This window comes from Yoonia sp. KMU-150 (genome assembly GCF_056858355.1).
In genome coordinates this window covers 527,325-543,344 of sequence record NZ_JBXEQF010000002.1, presented here as the reverse complement: position 1 = coordinate 543,344, position 16,020 = coordinate 527,325, and the positions used below count along the sequence as shown (strand labels likewise).

21 protein-coding genes and 2 tRNA genes are annotated in these 16,020 nt (G+C 60.9%); 5 read left to right on the top strand and 18 right to left on the bottom strand.

All coding sequences use genetic code 11. The features are described 5' to 3' along the window. Positions 1-4: 4 nt before the first annotated feature. From AC04PH_RS15575 to AC04PH_RS15560, 4 genes are all read right to left on the bottom strand, one after another. On the bottom strand, positions 5-1,336 hold the full coding sequence (locus tag AC04PH_RS15575) for a hypothetical protein (RefSeq protein WP_483066736.1): 1,332 nt from the start codon (positions 1,334-1,336) through the stop codon (positions 5-7). Positions 1,337-1,350: 14 nt separating this feature from the next. After that, the gene (locus AC04PH_RS15570) at positions 1,351-1,815 is read right to left on the bottom strand and encodes a BglII/BstYI family type II restriction endonuclease (protein WP_483066735.1); all 465 of its coding nucleotides are present in this window, start codon (positions 1,813-1,815) and stop codon (positions 1,351-1,353) included. Between the two features lie 5 nt (positions 1,816-1,820). Beyond that, positions 1,821-2,714 (bottom strand): DNA-methyltransferase, encoded by an 894-nt coding sequence (locus AC04PH_RS15565; protein WP_483066734.1) that lies wholly within the window; start codon positions 2,712-2,714, stop codon positions 1,821-1,823. A gap of 588 nt (positions 2,715-3,302) precedes the next feature. Next, positions 3,303-3,725: a helix-turn-helix domain-containing protein gene (locus AC04PH_RS15560; protein ID WP_483066733.1), complete on the bottom strand. Its 423-nt coding sequence runs from the start codon at positions 3,723-3,725 to the stop codon at positions 3,303-3,305. Between the two features lie 142 nt (positions 3,726-3,867). Between AC04PH_RS15560 and AC04PH_RS15555 the strand changes: the two genes are divergently transcribed. Genes AC04PH_RS15555 through AC04PH_RS15545 form a run of 3 tightly spaced genes read left to right on the top strand, consistent with a single transcriptional unit; the run spans position 3,868 to position 5,438 of the window. Further along, positions 3,868-4,074, top strand: coding sequence for a hypothetical protein (locus AC04PH_RS15555; RefSeq protein WP_483066732.1), 207 nt, complete (start codon positions 3,868-3,870; stop codon positions 4,072-4,074). Between the two features lie 15 nt (positions 4,075-4,089). Continuing rightward, on the top strand, positions 4,090-4,326 hold the full coding sequence (locus AC04PH_RS15550) for a hypothetical protein (RefSeq protein ID WP_483066731.1): 237 nt from the start codon (positions 4,090-4,092) through the stop codon (positions 4,324-4,326). Next, positions 4,326-5,438: a tyrosine-type recombinase/integrase gene (locus AC04PH_RS15545; RefSeq protein WP_483066730.1), complete on the top strand. Its 1,113-nt coding sequence runs from the start codon at positions 4,326-4,328 to the stop codon at positions 5,436-5,438. Before AC04PH_RS15550 ends, AC04PH_RS15545 begins: the two co-directional genes overlap by 1 nt. A 31-nt stretch (positions 5,439-5,469) precedes the next feature. Here the strand turns inward: AC04PH_RS15545 and AC04PH_RS15540 are convergent. From AC04PH_RS15540 to infA, 5 genes are all read right to left on the bottom strand, one after another. Continuing rightward, positions 5,470-5,544 (bottom strand) — tRNA-Phe (locus tag AC04PH_RS15540). Between the two features lie 80 nt (positions 5,545-5,624). After that, positions 5,625-5,807 (bottom strand): DNA gyrase inhibitor YacG, encoded by a 183-nt coding sequence (locus tag AC04PH_RS15535; RefSeq protein WP_483066729.1) that lies wholly within the window; start codon positions 5,805-5,807, stop codon positions 5,625-5,627. Then, positions 5,807-6,838: a ribonuclease E/G gene (locus tag AC04PH_RS15530; RefSeq protein WP_483066728.1), complete on the bottom strand. Its 1,032-nt coding sequence runs from the start codon at positions 6,836-6,838 to the stop codon at positions 5,807-5,809. Before AC04PH_RS15530 ends, AC04PH_RS15535 begins: the two co-directional genes overlap by 1 nt. Beyond that, positions 6,835-7,440 (bottom strand): Maf family protein, encoded by a 606-nt coding sequence (locus tag AC04PH_RS15525; protein WP_483066727.1) that lies wholly within the window; start codon positions 7,438-7,440, stop codon positions 6,835-6,837. The genes AC04PH_RS15530 and AC04PH_RS15525 overlap by 4 nt, the downstream gene beginning before the upstream one ends. Before the next feature lie 33 nt (positions 7,441-7,473). Further along, positions 7,474-7,692, bottom strand: coding sequence for a translation initiation factor IF-1 (gene infA / locus AC04PH_RS15520; RefSeq protein ID WP_007205486.1), 219 nt, complete (start codon positions 7,690-7,692; stop codon positions 7,474-7,476). Between the two features lie 151 nt (positions 7,693-7,843). On the opposite strand from infA, the gene AC04PH_RS15515 reads away from it, so the two are divergent. Further along, complete coding sequence (locus AC04PH_RS15515; RefSeq protein WP_483066726.1) at positions 7,844-8,614, top strand: DUF5765 domain-containing protein; 771 nt, start codon at positions 7,844-7,846, stop codon at positions 8,612-8,614. Here the strand turns inward: AC04PH_RS15515 and AC04PH_RS15510 are convergent. The 7 genes from AC04PH_RS15510 to AC04PH_RS15480 form a co-directional block, all read right to left on the bottom strand. Beyond that, positions 8,604-9,047 carry a hypothetical protein gene (locus AC04PH_RS15510; protein WP_483066725.1) on the bottom strand — a complete coding sequence of 148 codons (444 nt, stop codon included), beginning with the start codon at positions 9,045-9,047 and terminating at the stop codon, positions 8,604-8,606. The genes AC04PH_RS15515 and AC04PH_RS15510 overlap by 11 nt on opposite strands. Positions 9,048-9,059: 12 nt before the next feature. Further along, positions 9,060-9,515, bottom strand: coding sequence for an arsenate-mycothiol transferase ArsC (locus AC04PH_RS15505; RefSeq protein ID WP_483066927.1), 456 nt, complete (start codon positions 9,513-9,515; stop codon positions 9,060-9,062). Between the two features lie 22 nt (positions 9,516-9,537). After that, a complete protein-coding gene (locus tag AC04PH_RS15500) occupies positions 9,538-10,017 on the bottom strand; it encodes a UPF0262 family protein (protein WP_483066724.1) in 480 nt (159 codons plus the stop codon). After that, positions 10,014-11,327 (bottom strand): histidinol dehydrogenase, encoded by a 1,314-nt coding sequence (hisD, locus tag AC04PH_RS15495; protein ID WP_483066723.1) that lies wholly within the window; start codon positions 11,325-11,327, stop codon positions 10,014-10,016. The genes AC04PH_RS15500 and hisD overlap by 4 nt, the downstream gene beginning before the upstream one ends. Before the next feature lie 70 nt (positions 11,328-11,397). Beyond that, positions 11,398-11,877 (bottom strand): DUF2948 family protein, encoded by a 480-nt coding sequence (locus AC04PH_RS15490; RefSeq protein WP_483066722.1) that lies wholly within the window; start codon positions 11,875-11,877, stop codon positions 11,398-11,400. Continuing rightward, positions 11,874-13,145, bottom strand: coding sequence for a UDP-N-acetylglucosamine 1-carboxyvinyltransferase (gene murA / locus AC04PH_RS15485; protein ID WP_483066721.1), 1,272 nt, complete (start codon positions 13,143-13,145; stop codon positions 11,874-11,876). Before murA ends, AC04PH_RS15490 begins: the two co-directional genes overlap by 4 nt. Before the next feature lie 6 nt (positions 13,146-13,151). Next, the gene (locus AC04PH_RS15480) at positions 13,152-13,304 is read right to left on the bottom strand and encodes a hypothetical protein (protein WP_483066720.1); all 153 of its coding nucleotides are present in this window, start codon (positions 13,302-13,304) and stop codon (positions 13,152-13,154) included. An 86-nt stretch (positions 13,305-13,390) separates the two neighbouring features. Between AC04PH_RS15480 and AC04PH_RS15475 the strand changes: the two genes are divergently transcribed. Next, positions 13,391-13,465 (top strand) — tRNA-Thr (locus AC04PH_RS15475). Positions 13,466-13,601: 136 nt separating this feature from the next. On the opposite strand, the gene AC04PH_RS15470 is transcribed toward AC04PH_RS15475, so the two are convergent. Both AC04PH_RS15470 and AC04PH_RS15465 read right to left on the bottom strand, forming a co-directional pair. Beyond that, complete coding sequence (locus tag AC04PH_RS15470) at positions 13,602-14,042, bottom strand: hypothetical protein (protein WP_483066719.1); 441 nt, start codon at positions 14,040-14,042, stop codon at positions 13,602-13,604. Positions 14,043-14,049: 7 nt separating this feature from the next. Beyond that, a complete protein-coding gene (locus AC04PH_RS15465) occupies positions 14,050-15,945 on the bottom strand; it encodes an acyl-CoA synthetase (protein WP_483066718.1) in 1,896 nt (631 codons plus the stop codon). Between the last annotated feature and the right edge of the window lie 75 nt (positions 15,946-16,020).

Below are 16,020 nucleotides of genomic sequence, written 5' to 3'. Positions count from 1 at the left end.
AGGCTTACTCCTCCCCGTCATCATCGGCAGCAACACCGTCTTGGCGTGCTTGGATCGCGGCCTCGATCTTGTCGAGACCTTTGCGGATCGATCCAATCTGCTTGAGGATGGCTGGCAAAGTCGGCGTTCCTGCGGAACTGATGTCGATGCCCGTGATCTTGGAGTTGACCTGCGCCAGTGCCTTTAGCGAGGCTTCTTCGTTCTTCTGACCTTTGTCCAGCTCAATGGCGGTCTCGCAGGCTTCGATCAAAGTGGTGATCGCCTCGTCCCTAGTGTCTTCGTCCCGCAAAATCTCGATAATGGATGTGTAGTCTTTGCTATCGCCGTCGTTGTCGATATCGATGGCGAAGTCATCATCATCGATCTGATCGTCATCATCGTCGGCGGGCAGCTCAAGCTGATCTTCCAGAATTTCCAGCACTTGGGGTGCCAGCTTGCCGAACGCCGCATTAAAGCGGTAGACACGCCCGCTGATCCTGTCGCGGTTCTCGTAGAGAGACCACGCAATCGCGCGGCTGGCATTCTGAAGGTTCGCGTCCTTCTTGGCGATAGCCTTGGGGAGATCCCCAAATATCTGCTGTCCGTCCTGGAGCAGGTCGTACTCGCCAGGCTTCTTGACCCACTCGCTGAGGTACAAGTCTGCTTCATCGAGTGCTTGCAGGACGTTTTCGATGTCGGTCTTGCTGCGGCGAAGGCGGTCAGCGACCTCCTTCGTGGATCTGTTCTTCCCGACCTGGCGGCGGATCAGCCTTGCATCGCCGATCCAGTCATAGTCGAGCTTCGTTTGTGGCCGCGCTTGAAGATCGGCTTCGATATCATCGATTTCGTCTCGCGTAACGTCTGGTGGCAGAACGGCACACTTGATGTTGGTGAAGCGATCATCGACTGATCCATCCCTGCGCGTCATGAGCTCGCGCATAGCAGCAAGTCGTCGGTTGCCGTTGACGACAACACCCGTGCTGGTGATGAGGATCGTCTCGCGCTGACCGTCCTTTTCCAGAACTGAGATGATTGGGGTTACAGAGTCGGTGCCCTGCTTGGCGAGCCGCGCCAGGATTTCGTGCTGCGCCTGCTGAGCGGTAGTCAGTTCCTGACCCTTCTCGAAAAAGTCCTTGGGCAGGCCTTCACGGGCTATCTCCGTCTGCTGGGCGCTGAACGTGCGGCAGTTTTCCATGCGATAGACAGGGACATCTATCGGCAAGGAAACAACCTTGGGCGTGAACTTCTCGCTGCGAAAATCGTATATGATCTCGCCAAATTCTTCAGAGGACTCTCTTCGTTTCGCGATCATGGCCTCGCGTTCGGCTCGAGGCGTCAAAATGATTTTGTACGTCACAGGTGTCCCTCTTGTTACTCGAACGCGACCACGAGGATAGGCACAGTTATGACTCGGTCGAAGAGCTCAAGCTCTTTGATGACGCGCTCGGCGTTTGCAATGTTGTCCCCAATAATCTTTGCCGCGCTTCTGGTCGGCAGGGCGATGCCCGCAGCTTCGATCTTCTGGCTTTGAAAAAGGTACTGAAGCTTCAGCAGATCGTATGGCGCACGGCTCATGTTGCCAGTTTGAAGCTGAAACGCCAGATCGTCTTGCATCGCGAAGACGCTAAGGCCGTGCGCTTGGTCTAGGTTGACGTTTAGCGCCCAACCCTCTTTCAGGAATTCGGTTTCGACATGTTTTCTAATATCGGGTGTACAGCGCGGCGCAATCTTGACTGCAGGTGCTTCAAAAACGTCAGTGAGCCACTCTTTGAGCTGACGCCGATCCCATTCGGTACCCGCGCTGTGATGATCTTCGTAGGTATATGCAAGCTTCATGGCTACTAATAGGAATTGGGGTCATAGATGGGTTTGTTCATGGGGCGGGTGCGGAGTGTACCGGCGCGGAGTTGGTGAATGCGATCCCATGCAATATCGACATAGGCTTTATCGAGATCGCAGCCGTAGGCATGCCTTCCGTGCTTCAACGCTGCAATCGCGGACGAGCCAACGCCCAGATAAGGATCGAGGACGCTCTCGCCTTCGTTTGTCAAAGCCAACACCAATCTCTCCACCAGTCCGATGGGGAACTGGCAGGGATGATCAGTCTTTTCAACGTGGTTAGATTTGACGTTGGGAATATCCCAAACATCAGAAGGGTTCTTGCCAAGAGGATTACTGGAAAGCTCGCCCTTGTTCGGACCTTTGAAGTGCTTTTTATTCGGATACTTCGAGGGGATGCGGACGGGATCTAGATTGAACGTGTAGTCCTCAGATTTGGTGAACCATAGAATCGTTTCGTGCCTACCCGAAAAGCGCTTCTGGCAATGCAGCCCATGACCGAACGTCCAGACAATCCGATTGCGAAGTTGCAGGCCGTGGTGCTTGAAGAGCGGGTAGAGCAGGATGTCTAGCGGGAATATCTCGCCTGAGTCAACGTGGTTGCCAACCTGCCAGCAGATAGAGCCGTTTGGCGCAAGCAGACGCACGGCTTCAGCGATGCAGGCCGCCTGATTCTCGACATACTTCTCCTGAGAGGTACGTTTTTCGTAGGACTTTCCGATGTTATAGGGCGGCGAGGTCACAATCAGGCTCATGGACTCGTCGGGTAGACGGCGCATGAATCTAAGATTGTGCTCGCAGGCGATCTCGGCCTTTGAATCTCGCTCAAGACGACGGATGTCAGCGCCCTCTTGTTCTCCCAGGTTGCGAAATGCAAATGCTTGTTTTGGAGCCATTGGTTCAATCTCTAGATGATGGGCCGTTCGATGGATGTGGCGCTTTGTTGAAATCGGGGCTTATTCGACGATATCTGGTAGATGCTGGGCGGGGCAACCCCGTATGTCGTGTAAGAAGTGACGTGCCTTCTCGCAAGAACCTCACCGATGCTACAAAGGGGTAAACCAAGATGGTTAACGAAATAACACTCGTCGAAAGTGAGTACGCTATCACTTCAATTCCTAGAAACTGATTTCAGCATCTTGCATCGCCAAGAACAGAGCTCTTGCAACTCTCCTATAGAACTACCGCTTGTAGAACGCGCAAACGACGTTTGAAATAGCTCTCGACACCAACTGCCAGCGCGAAGGCTGGGGCGGTCAATGTTATGATGCAGGCAGACAAGGCCGATGCGAGGAGCGGAAGCCAAGGCATGTTGCCAACGCCCCAGTAGGCAACGAGCGGCCCCCAAGACATTAGATAGACCAACGAGCTGATGCCCATTATGCTTATGACAGGACGCGTGAAGCGACTGATATCGGCTTGCATACGTTCGGTTGTCGCTAGTTGGTGGCGCTGCCACGTCTCGGGTTGCCTCAGGTCCATTCTCATTCTCTCAGCAGTTCGATCCAGGTATGGACGTCGTCCATGGCGATCTCTTTCCCTTCCAGAAAGGACCGGTACCAGCGCGCGGCAATCGCACCGCGTTTTTCGCTCTTCAGCTTTGTGCCGCTGTCGGACAGGTACCTGTCCAGCGCAACCTCGAACTCCTCCAAGGCGGCAATGTCATGTTTCATACGCACAGCTTCAACTCCCAACAAAATCCAATTCAGGTCCACTTCGAATTTCCGGTGCATCTCGACCAGCGCTTCGACCGGGATCGAGCGCTTGCCGAGCTCATAGCTCTGGTAGGCGCGCAACGAAATTCCGAGCGCATCAGCCAGTTTCGCCTGCGACATCCCCAACTCATTGCGCGCAATGGCGATGCGCGCGCCGAGTGCGCTCAGGTAGTCATACGGGCGGTCCACCATTTTTGGCCGTTTTCCTCTTGCAGTTGCGTCCAAACGATTGCTATACGCACAAATGAACGTAATTCGTTGTGTTTCGTTACTGGACCACAGCGCATGAGTGCGTTCAACCCGATTCGCGCTACCTTACGAAAAGGAAAGGGTTTTGGCACAGGAAAAACTACTTTCACCGAAAGAACTGGGTGATCTCGTCGGATTAAGTGCCGCGCAAGTTCGCGCGTTAATGAACGACGGGCGGCTGGAGTTCGTCGAGATTTCATCGAAGACCAAGATGCTGACGATGAGCGGCTGGGAGCGGTTTCAGAAGAACGCGACCAAGGTCAAAGGGGCCGAGGGTTCGGCAGCGAATTGATGGGGGTGTCAGGCCATGGCGACGACAAATCTCAATATCAGCGTGATCGATAAGCGAATGCTGAAGCAGTCCGAAGCCGCCAGCTATGCAGGGTTGCCGGTGAAGCATTTCAAAGCTGCGTGTCCGGTGCGCCCTGTGGAGTTGATGCAAGGCGCACTTCGTTGGGATCGCCATGATCTCGATCTCTGGATTGATGATGTGAAATCGGGTTCCGTGACCGACACCCGCGAAACCATTCTGGACCGCCTTTGATGACACAGGTGCGGGTCAAGGGGTTCAAGATTTTCAAGGACCGGCACGGCAAGCAGCGATGCTATCACCGCGAGACCGGCCACAAGGTTGACCTAACCAATGCTCCTATTGGTTCCGCCGAGTTCTTCGCAGAATGTGAGACGATCCGCGCCATAGCTGAGGCACAGCGAGCCAAAGCCCCAAAGGCCGGGACGCTTGGCGGGTTGATCCAAACGTACTTTGAGACTGAGCACTTTCAGAACCTGGCCGAAGCCACCCGGCGCGACTACCGCAAGTGCGCCGATTTCCTTGAACCGATCCGCGACACACCAATCCATGTGATCGACACGCCGTTGATCGCAGGCATCCACGACAAGGCAGCAAAGAAGATTGGCTGGCGTCGGGCGAACATGGTCCGCACGCTTCTAAGTGAAGTCTTTCGCTACAACATCCCGAAGGGCCTGATCTCAGCGAACTTCGCCAAAGACGTCATTCCCAAGCGCCGCCCTCGCGACCGTGCATATGCCAACCGTCCCTGGACTATCGAGGAGCGAGACATCGTCTTGGGCAAGGCCAAGTCTCACGTGCGCGTGGCGCTCGGCTTGATGATGAACACGGGCCTCGATCCGTCGGATGCCCTGCGCTTGCGGAAGGATCAGGTCGATGACGGCACAATCTGGGGCGTGCGCGGCAAGACCGGCGAAGAAGTCGCGATTCCGGTCAGCCCGACGCTTCAAGCGGCGCTTGACCGCATGCCCGACCACGAAGCGGAGACGGTGCTTTCCAGTTCGCGCGGCGAGGCATGGACCTACAACGGCTTTTCAACCGTTTGGCACCGCTTCAAAACCGCCCTTGAGAATGAAGGCCTTATCGAAAAAGGCCTGACCCTCAAGGGCTTGCGGCACACGGTCGCTACGACGTTGCGCGAGGCAGGGCTGGATGAACGCCGCATCGCGGACCTTCTGGGCCAGAAAACACCCTCTATGGCGCGGCACTATTCGAGGTCGGCGAACCTTGCAGACAAGAACCGCGAGACCATGGCGACATTGGAAGAAGAGAACCGAAGGCGGGCCGAAAGTGTCAAACCTTTGCAGAAAAGCGTCAAACCTGACAGAAACGAGGATCAGCCATGAGCAGAAAATATAACTATATCAGCTTGTTAAATGGTGCCCGGGGGCGGAATCGAACCACCGACACGAGGATTTTCAATCCACTGCTCTACCCCTGAGCTACCCGGGCACCGGGATGGACGCGGTCCATCGGGTAGCGGCGTTTTAGGCGGTCCACCGGGGGGTGTCCAGAGCCTAAATGCGCCAAATTCAGTGCGGTTTGTCGGGGCCGCGATCAATACCTTCGGTCCGCGCGTCGACGTCCTCAAAATCGTCCGAAGGGATCGCGTAGGACCCGGTCAGCCACTTCGCCAGATCGACGTCGGCGCAGCGGCGGGAGCAGAACGGCCGAAACTTCGCATCCGTCTTGCGGCTGCAGATCGGGCAGGCCATCAGACGCCGTCGCCCAAGGTGCGCGCCAAGGCCAGCCGCTCGCGTTTTCGCTGCAATTCGAACAGGCCCATGGGAGTCCAGCCGACCAGCGAGGTCTCGATCGGGTCGGCGCGGAAGGCCGCGCGCAGCGACTGTTCCACCTGTTTGCGGTGCGCTTTTGACATCGGCGCGAAATCCACGCTGATCTGGCCGCCCAGGCCCCGCAGGCGCAGCGCACGCGGCAGGGCGCGGCAGGCGGCAAGGTTCGCCTTGAGCGCCGCAGCGGGCGAGGTATCGCCACCGGTGTTCACGTCGACGGCCACAAGCGCGCGGGTGGGTTCCACATACATCGTGCCCAAGCCCAGCGGCATCATCGGATCCGATAACGCGTCGATCTGATCCAGCACGCCCAGCGTGTCAAAGGCGCCTGCGTCGGTCACGACCTCGGCCTTCGCCGTCCAGTCGCGCCAGGCCAGCACGTGCGGGCCATCGCCTTCGGTCAGCGCCTCGGCTCCTCCGTCCGCATCACCCATGACGGCATCGGCGAGGTCGATCATCGCGGTGATGTCCTCGGCGATCTCCGCCTCATCGGCCCCCATACAGGCGGAGCGCAGGATCAACCCATGCGCGCCCTCATGCGCCGCGTGGGCGATGCCATGCAGCCTGTCGCGTTCGTCGTCGTCAGTGATCTGGCGCGAGATGTTGAGCCCGGGTTTGCCCGGAGTGACGATAGCATAGCGGCTTTTGAACAGCACCCGGTCGGTCACCGGCACCGCCTTACCGTCCTCGGCATAACCCGTCACCTGCACCAGCAGAGGCTGGCCGGGGCGCAGGCCCCAGCCCTGCCGCAGAAAGGCAGTCTCCCCGTCCGGCAGGCGCAACATCATCCCGCCCTGCCCTTTCAGCGGCCGATCACAGATCGCGCGAAAGATCGCACCCGGGCGGGGTGCATCCGCATCGTCAATCAGCAGATCGTCAAGCTGGCCATCGACCAGCAGCGCCGCCGCTTCACGTCCGTGGATATGATCGAGAACGATGGTGCGGCCCTTCATGGCGTCTCTCCGAAAAGCGGGTAACCGGCGGCGGTCAGCAAACCCAGCGCCTCAGGCAAGGGCAGGCCCATGACCGCGTGATAGGACCCGTTCAGCCAGGTCACAAACGCGCTGGCGGGTCCCTGGATGCCGTAGCCACCCGCCTTGCCACGCCAGTCACCCGTCGCCAGATACCACTCCAGTTCCGCCGCAGACAAACGTTTCAGCGCCACGGTCGTCTGCACGTCCTTTTGCCAAATCCGCGCGCCGCGCTTCACCGCGACGGACGTGATGACCTTGTGCCGCCGTCCCGACATGGCCGTCAGAAACGCACGTGCCTCCGCCGTATCGGCGGGCTTGCCCATGATCCGGCGGCCCAGCGCGACGGTCGTATCGGCGCAAAGCACCACCTCGTCCCCGGCGATCACGCTCGCCTCTGCCTTGGCGTGGGCGATGCGGTTGACGTAATCGCGCGGCAGTTCGGCCTTCAGCGGGTCCTCGTCGATGTCGGGGGCACGCACGGCCACCGGCGCGATCCCGGCCAGCGCCAATATCTCCAGCCGCCGCGGCGAGCCGGAGCCGAGCACGAGTTTCAGTGCGGGATCGGGGGACAGCGTCGTCATGTCGTCACTTCCCGACAGGGGCCGCGAAGGGCCTTACTTGAAGCGATAGTTGATCCGGCCCTTGGTCAGATCGTAGGGGGTCATTTCCACCTGCACCTTGTCGCCTGCCAGAACCCGGATGCGGTTCTTGCGCATCTTGCCTGCCGTATGCGCGATGATCTCATGGCCGTTTTCCAGCTCGACCCGAAACGTCGCATTTGGCAGGAGTTCCTTTACGACGCCGGGAAATTCGAGCAGTTCTTCCTTGGCCATGGTCTCTCCTGAATATTGCGCGCGGACAGCCCGCGCCGGGGTTACATGCGCCCGGACCGGCGAAATATCAAGCCTAAACGTCGATTTACCTTTGATCGCCAAGTGTTTTGCCGTCAGTTTGACACCATTGAACCCAAGGGAATTTCGCGCGATGTGCTGGAGCACCGAAGCCTCTGTCGTCTGGGCCACGCTGGGCGTGTCGGCCAGTGCCTATCTGTGGTACAAAAAGGAACCGCCGGTGATGTGGATGACCATCGGATACTTCAGCCTGATGGAGATCATACAGGCGTTCAGCTATCCGGTGCTGAACCGGTGCGATCTGCCCCGCAACCAGTTCCTGACGTTGCTGGGCTATCTGCATATCGCGTTCCAGCCGTTTTTCATCAACCTGATGGCGATGCATTTCATTCCGGCCGCAGTGCGCGCACGAATTATCCTGCCCGTGATGCTGGCCTGCGGCATCGTGACCGTTTCACTCATCCTGAACGTCTTTCCGTTTGAATTCGCGGGCACCTGCGACCCACGCCGTGCCCTATGCGGGCCGCAGATGTGCACTGTGGCGGGCAACTGGCATCTGGCCTGGCTGCTGCCGCTCAACGGCTTCGGGAACCCGCTGGCGGCGTTCGAAGTCTGGGGCGTCAGGCCATTTCCGCACGGGATGCCGGGCTATGCCATCGTGGGTTTCCTGCTGCCCGCGCTTTACGGATCGTGGAAGTTTGCGCTTTACCTGCTGCTGACCGGCCCACTCCTGGCGAAACTGCTGACCGACAACATCCACGAACAGCCCGCGATCTGGTGCCTGATGGCGATCGCGGTGTCCTTCGCGATCATCAAGACACCGTTGCGCCGTTACCTGCGCGAGGACCGGACGCTGCCGTGGATGCGCTGGACGCGCAATCCGCCCCGGCACGCTAGGGCATGACAGGCATCGGGCCGCTGCCGGTCAGATAGATGTCCACTGCGTTGCAATTCGGATGTTCGGTGAACACGGTATTGACGTCCAGATACGCGCCGCAGGCAAAGCTGAGGCTGTTCAGGTCGCTTCGGCTCTGGACGCAGCCCATCGGCGTCAGCGCATCGCGCACGCCAAACTTCAACTGCGCCACGGACAGCCCGGAGCGGTACCGCACCTTGCCGAAGGCGACACGTTCGCCTTCCTGGCTTTCGAAACTGTAAAGCGGCGTATCGCAGGGCGACAGCACCGGCATCGCCTTGACATGAAACGGAATACCGGTGCGATAGAAAAAACTGCCGGGCGCTGCATCCTCGATCTTCCCGTAGATGGCGAGCAACGACGACGACAGGATGACGATTGCCAGCCCAAGTCCACCGATGAACATCATCGGCTTCAGCATGACATCACGTCTTCAGTCATCCTGCGCCGGTCCCCAGCGCGCGATCAGCCGCGCCATGATCTGATCGCGTGCCTCGCGGTAGCGCACAAGCCGCGCGTCCCGATCATCGCCCAACCCGGTCGGGTCCATGACCGGCCAGTATTCGACATCCAGGTGAAACACATGGGTCAGGTCCAGCGCGCGCCGCTGGCTGGCCGGCGAAAGGGCGAGAACCAGATCGAACGACGAAAGATCGTCACCCCAATCCTCCATCTCGTCAAAGCTGCGCGAGCGGTGACGCGACAGCTCCACACCGATTTCGGCACAGACGGTGATCGCGAAACCGTCGATTTCAAGGTCGTTCTTCACGCCGACGGACTGCACGTAGGTCTGCGTGCCGTACAGTTTTTTCATGATCCCTTCGGCCATGGGCGACCGGACAGCGTTATGGTCACAACAAAACAGGACCGACTGCGGCAGAGGTTGAATTGTCCCGTCCTCCGCCGCCACCTCAGCCTCCGAAATGCAGGACGCAGATCAGGGTGAACAGGCGTCGCGCGGTGTCGATATCGACCTCCGCTTTGCCCTCCAGCCGTTCCTGAAGCACCCGCGCGCCTTCGTTGTGGATGCCGCGGCGGGCCATGTCGATGGTTTCGATCTGGCTGGGTGGCATCGTCTTGACCGCCTCGAAGTAGCTTTCGCAGATCTGGAAGTAGTCCTTCACGACCTGCCGGAACGGCCCGAGGGACAGCTGAAATTCGCGCGCGGGGCTTTCGTCCGGCTGTGCCAGGTCAAAAACCAGCCGCCGGTCACGGATCGACAGTTGTAGCCGGTAAGGCCCTTGCGGCACATCGCGCCCATCGCGTGCGGGCAGGACAAAACTGTTGTCCTCCAGCAAATCGAACATGGCGACCTTGCGCTCCTGCTCGATCTCGGGTGTGGGCGCGGGCAAGCCGCTGTCGTCGATGGCGATATGGCTGATCCGGCTCATGCGTCATCGCCCCCGTTCAGCCGATCCAGCCGCGCAAGCACCGACAGCCCGTGCGCCTCCAGACTTTCCGAGGCTGCCAGACGCGCCGCCGCCGGGCCGATGGCCTTCAGCGCCTGTGGCGTCATGCGTGCCAATGTCGTGCGCTTGATGAAATCCATGACGGACAATCCACTTGAAAACCGGGCCGAGCGGGCTGTCGGCAGCACATGGTTCGGCCCACCGATGTAATCACCAATCGCCTCCGGCGTCCAACCCCCGATGAAAATCGCACCGGCATGTCTGACCCGTTCTGCCAGACTTTCGGCATCACCGGTGCAAAGTTCCAGATGCTCTGGCGCGATGCGGTCTGACAGCGCCACCGCCTCGCCCATGTCCTGCACCGTGATCACCGCACCGAAATCGCGCCAGCTTGCGCCCGCAATCGCACGGCGGTCCAGCGTTTCCAGCCGTTTTTCGACTGCATCAGCCACCGCCCGCCCGAAGCCCACGTCATCCGTGATCAACAGCGATTGTGCACTTTCGTCATGCTCCGCCTGTGACAGCAGATCGAGCGCGATCCAGTCCGGGTCGTTGTCCTTGTCGGCAATCACCAGAATCTCCGACGGCCCCGCGATCATGTCGATCCCGACCTTGCCGAACACGCGCCGCTTGGCTGCGGCGACATATGCATTGCCCGGCCCGGTGATCTTGTCCACCGGCGCGATGGTCTCGGTGCCATAGGCCAGCGCTGCAATCGCCTGCGCCCCGCCGATGCGGTAGATTTCGTCCACCCCTGCAATGCGCGCGGCCAGCAGCACCAGCGGGTTCACCACGCCGTCCGGCGTTGGCACGCAGATCGCCAGCCGCTCGACCCCCGCAACCTTTGCCGGGACCGCGTTCATCAGCACTGACGACGGGTAAGAGGCCAGCCCCCCCGGTACGTACAGCCCCGCCGCCGCAACAGGCGTCCAGCGCCAGCCTAGCGTCGCGCCGTCCGGGTCCGTCCATATGGCGTCGTCCGGCATCTGGCGCGCGTGATAGGCCCGGATACGCTCCGCCGCCAATTCCAGCGCCGCGCGATCCGCATCCGACACCATCGCGCATTCCGCCGCGATCTCGTCCGCGCTGAACCGCATGTTGGCCGCCGTCAGCTCAAGCCGGTCGAACTTCGCCGTCAGCTCCAGCACGGCGGCGTCACCGCGCGCGCACACGTCCGCGATGATCCCCGCTACGATATCGTCCACATCCGGGCTGTCCTCGCGCTTGGCGGACAGCAGCGCGGCAAAGCGGCCTTCGAAATCGGGATCGGTCGTCGACAGAAACTGTGGCATGGGGTGCTCCTTGCCCGTTGACTAGCGCAGCGGCTCCGGACGGACAATGCGTTCCGCAAGGGCGCGCAGACTAGACGTCGTGGCGCGGAGCCTTGCGTGACGGTGCCACATAGGGCCGCGTTACATCGCGCAACACGACCTCCAGCGTCTCGACCTCCAGCGCGACCGCGCCGTCACCGGCCAGCGTCAGCAGGACACACCCCGTGCCGTCCTCGCCCGGCTCGAACGCCAGCGACAGCAGCGAATAGATCATCTCGGGGTCGTCCTTGGTCACGCCCTGCGTCTTGATCGACATCACGTCCTCGACCAGCAGCACCGCCTGCACCCGCTCGAAATCACGCTTGCGACGCTCCGCTTTCGGGGCATCCTCCCAGCGAAACCGGTTCAGCAGGATCGCAAAGCGACGGGCCTTGCGATCGAAGGTCATCTCAGAGGCCGGGAACACCGCGTCCTGCACCAGCGCGGCAATCACCGTGAGGTCCTCGCCGTCCAGCGCCTTCAGCCGCAGCGGGGCCTCGCCCCCATCCTCGAACCGCGCGTCATCGCTCATGAGCCCTGCACCCGCTCGATCTGCGCGCCCACGGCACCCAGCTTGTCCTCGACATGCTCGTACCCGCGATCAAGGTGATACACCCGGTTCACCATCGTCTCGCCCTCGGCGGCCAGCCCGGCCAGGATCAGGGACACCGAGGCCCGCAAATCCGTCGCCATCACCGGCGCACCTTTCATCCGGTCCACACCCGTCACGGTCGCCGTGCCGCCGTGCACCTCGATCTCCGCACCCATGCGCACCAGTTCCGGCGCGTGCATGAAGCGGTTCTCGAAAATCTTCTCCTCCAGCACCGATGTTCCGTCCGCCAGACAGAGCATCGCCATCATCTGCGCCTGCAGGTCGGTCGGGAAGCCGGGGAAGGGTTCCGTCGTGACATTGACAGCCTTCGGGCGGTCGCCACGCCGCTTCACTTTCAGGCCCTTGTTCGTCTCCGTCACCTCGACACCTGCCGCATCCAGTTTCTCGGCAAAAGACCCCACCAGCGACAGCTTCCCGCCAAGGCACTCCACTTCACCGCCACAAAACACCGGTGCCAGCATGTAAGTGCCTAGTTCGATCCTGTCGGTCACCACCTGATGCGTGGCTCCGCCCAGACGATCCACGCCCTGGATCGTGATCGTCGACGTGCCGTCCCCGTCGATCTGCGCGCCCATCGCCCGCAGACAGGTTGCAAGGTCGACGATCTCGGGCTCGCGCGCCGCGTTGTTGATGACCGTGGTGCCCTTGGCCAGCGTCGCGGCCATCATGATGTTTTCCGTGGCCCCGACAGAGGCGAAGGGGAAGTCGATCACAGCACCCTTCAGCTTCCCGCCAGCCGCCTTGGCGTGGAGATAGCCGTCCTTGAGGTCAATGGACGCGCCCATCTTCTCCAGCCCGTCGGTATGAATATCCATCGGTCGCGCACCGATAGCGCACCCCCCCGGCAGCGATACGACCGCATGGCCCTCGCGCGCCAAAAGCGGCCCCAGCACAAGGTTCGACGCGCGCATCTTGCGCACGATGTCGTAATCGGCGGTCGTGTTGATCGTGCCATGGGTCGACATGACCTGCACCTTGCCGTCCTGCATCGCCGTGACCTCGGCCCCCAGAGACTGTAAAAGCTGCGTCATGGTCTTGATATCCGACAGGCGCGGCGCGTTGGTCAGAGTCAGCGGCTCTTCGGACAACAGCGTGGCGGGCATCAGCGTCAGCGCCGCGTTCTTGGCCCCTGCGATATGGATCTGGCCATGCAGTTCACGGCCCCCGGTGACGACGATTGAATCCATGCCTGCCTACTCTTTCTTATCTTTGTCCAGCGGCGTCCGGTCATCGGCCCGCGCCCGCTTCTGTGCCTTGCGCTTGGCCATATTGGCCTTCAGCGCGGCCTTCAACCGGTCTTCGCGGGTCTGCGCCGGCTTGCGCGATTTGCCTTGGGACTGCTCCATCGCTTCCTGTTACAGGCAACGGTAAAAACCGTCCAGTCAGGGCTTGCACCATTTGCCGAATACGTCTAATTCCCGCGCCTACGGATGCTGTGGTAGCTCAGTGGCAGAGCACACCCTTGGTAAGGGTGAGGTCGAGAGTTCAATCCTCTCTCACAGCACCATCCCCCTTCCGATCTTCAGAACGGTCCGCGCGTGCGACAATTCGCAGGCTCTCGACTGACGACTGCGCTGCGCGCATGTCAGAGTGCGAGAGGTCAATCCTCTCTCACAGCATCATCCAACCTCAAGTTTCTCCGATCACCCGCAAATCCGCGCCTGCGGATCGAGCCGCACGTATTCCTGGGCTGAAATCGTGGCGCTCTGCCCCTCCGGCAACTGCCCCCAGACCTCCTCAAACATGCGCGCGACACCGCCGCGGAAATAGCGCGACAGCTGCGCGTTGCCGACGAATGCGCCGATGGGGCTGCTGGAGCGATGAAACCCGAGCTGCAGATCAGGCGCGAGGCAGGCGTTCGGCAACGTCGTGAAGATCACGCAGGCCGAATTGCACACACCGCGGATTTCCACACGCCCGCCCCAAGCTGCCAGACTTTCCCGTTCGGCAATCGCATCGTTGATGAACCCGCCGCGATTGTTCTCGATCACATGCGGTGACGTATATGCGGCGGGGCCGTCACCGGCCCCGCCGCACCCGGCCGGAAAGCCGGAAAAAATCGCGCAAAGCATGACAATGCGCATCTACGTTTCAGCCTTCGGCCCAGTCCCAGGCATTGGCGTAATCGCCCAGCACCGTCTTGACCTTGGCCTCGTCCACCCCGTCACCGCGCTTGATCTTGGCGACAAGTCCACGCTTCTTGTCCTCGACCACTTCCGCCACGCTGGCGTTGGCCCCGGCCTTGTCCAGCGCCTCGTTGAACACCCGCGTGATCGCACGCTTGCGCAGGGCGGGCTTGAATATCTTGCCCACAGCGGTTTTCGGCAATTCGTCCATGATCTCGATATGCTTGGGGTAGGCCGCACGTTCGTGGATACGTTCGTTGGCGTATTTCAGCAATTCTTCGGTGCTGATGCTGGCCCCGTCCGTCAGCTCGACGAAGGCGCAGGGCACTTCTCCTGCATGGGCATCGGGCTGGCCGATGGCCCCGGCAAAGGCCACAAGGTCGTGCCCGGCCAGCGCGTCCTCGATCTCGGCGGGGTCGATGTTGTGGCCGCCGCGGATGATCAGGTCCTTGGCACGGCCCGTGATCCACAGATAGCCGTCCGCGTCGATCCGGCCCAGATCGCCGGTGCGCAGATACTGGTCCTCGGTGCCGTCACCGGGATAGAACAGATCCTTGTTCTTGTCGGCCTCGGTATAGGTCTTGCCGCCATAGACGCCGGGGTTATGCACGCAGATCTCGCCGATCTCGTCGGTCTTGCAGTCCATGCCCGTCGCCGTGTCGATGATCCGCACGTCGCAATAGGGAAAGGCCAGCCCGATGGAGCCCACGCGCTTTTCCCCGTCAGGCGGGTTGATCGACACCAGACAAGTCGCCTCCGTCAGACCGTAACCCTCGCAGATGGTCACACCGGCGGCCTTCTCGAACTTCTTGTAAAGTTCCAGCGGCAGCGGCGCGGACCCACAGAACGCCAGCCGCAGGCTAGATATATCGGCGTCAACCTTGCGCTGCATCAGCGCCGACATGGCGGTGGGCACGGTAATCATGAACGTAACCCGGTGCCGCTCGATCAGCTTCCAGAAATTGTCGAACACGCCCTCGCCGCGATACCCCTGCGGCGTGGGAAACACGACGTGCGCGCCCGACCCCAGCGATGCGCCCAGCGACACGATGGTCGCGAAAACGTGGAACAACGGCAGCGGGCAAATCTGCACGTCCTTCTCGGTGAACAGCAGCTTCGCGCCAAGCCAGGCGTTGTAGATGATCCCGGAGTAACGGTGCTGCACGACCTTCGGCATCCCCGTGGTGCCGCCGGTGTGGAAATAGGCGGCGACCCGGTCGCCCTCGCTGTCGGCGAAACTCAGCGTCTTGGGCTGCTTGGCCAGTTCCGCCTGAAACTGCACCACTTTCGCGTTGTGAGTCACAGGGTTCTTGGGCCGGATCAGCGGCACGATCCACTTCTTCAGGCCCGTCAGATAGCGGTGCAGATCGACCTCCACTACGGTCTTGACGTTGGGTGCCATGGCCACGGCCTCGGCTGCCTTCTGCGCAACATCTGTCTTCGGGAACGCGCGCAGCGTCACAAGCACCTTGGCCCCCGTCTCACGCAAGATCGCGGCGATCTGGTCGGCCTCCAGCAGCGGGTTGATCGGGTTCACGATGCCCGCGATCTGCCCGCCCAGATAGGTCAGGATCGTCTCGGTCGCGTTGGGTAGCAGATAGGCCACCACATCGCCCTCGCCCACCCCCATGCTGCGGAACATATTGGCCGCCTGCGTGGACTGCGTCAGCAACTCGTTCCAGCTCAGCGTTTCGCAGGGGTCGGTCGGACCGGACAGCAGTTGAAAGCTGACCGCCTTGCGGTCGGGAAACGCCGTCGCCGTCTTTGTCAGCTGCGCAAATGTGGTGGCGGGCACATCCCGCGCGTCCCACGCCATTTCGTTCTGAATTGCATCACGATCCGCAACTGACGCATAGGTCATTGTCGGCGTCCCTCCCTGTTTGTCCGCGCAGCCTGTTCCCGGCGCGCGCTCCCTGCACGGCAGGATGGGTAAACC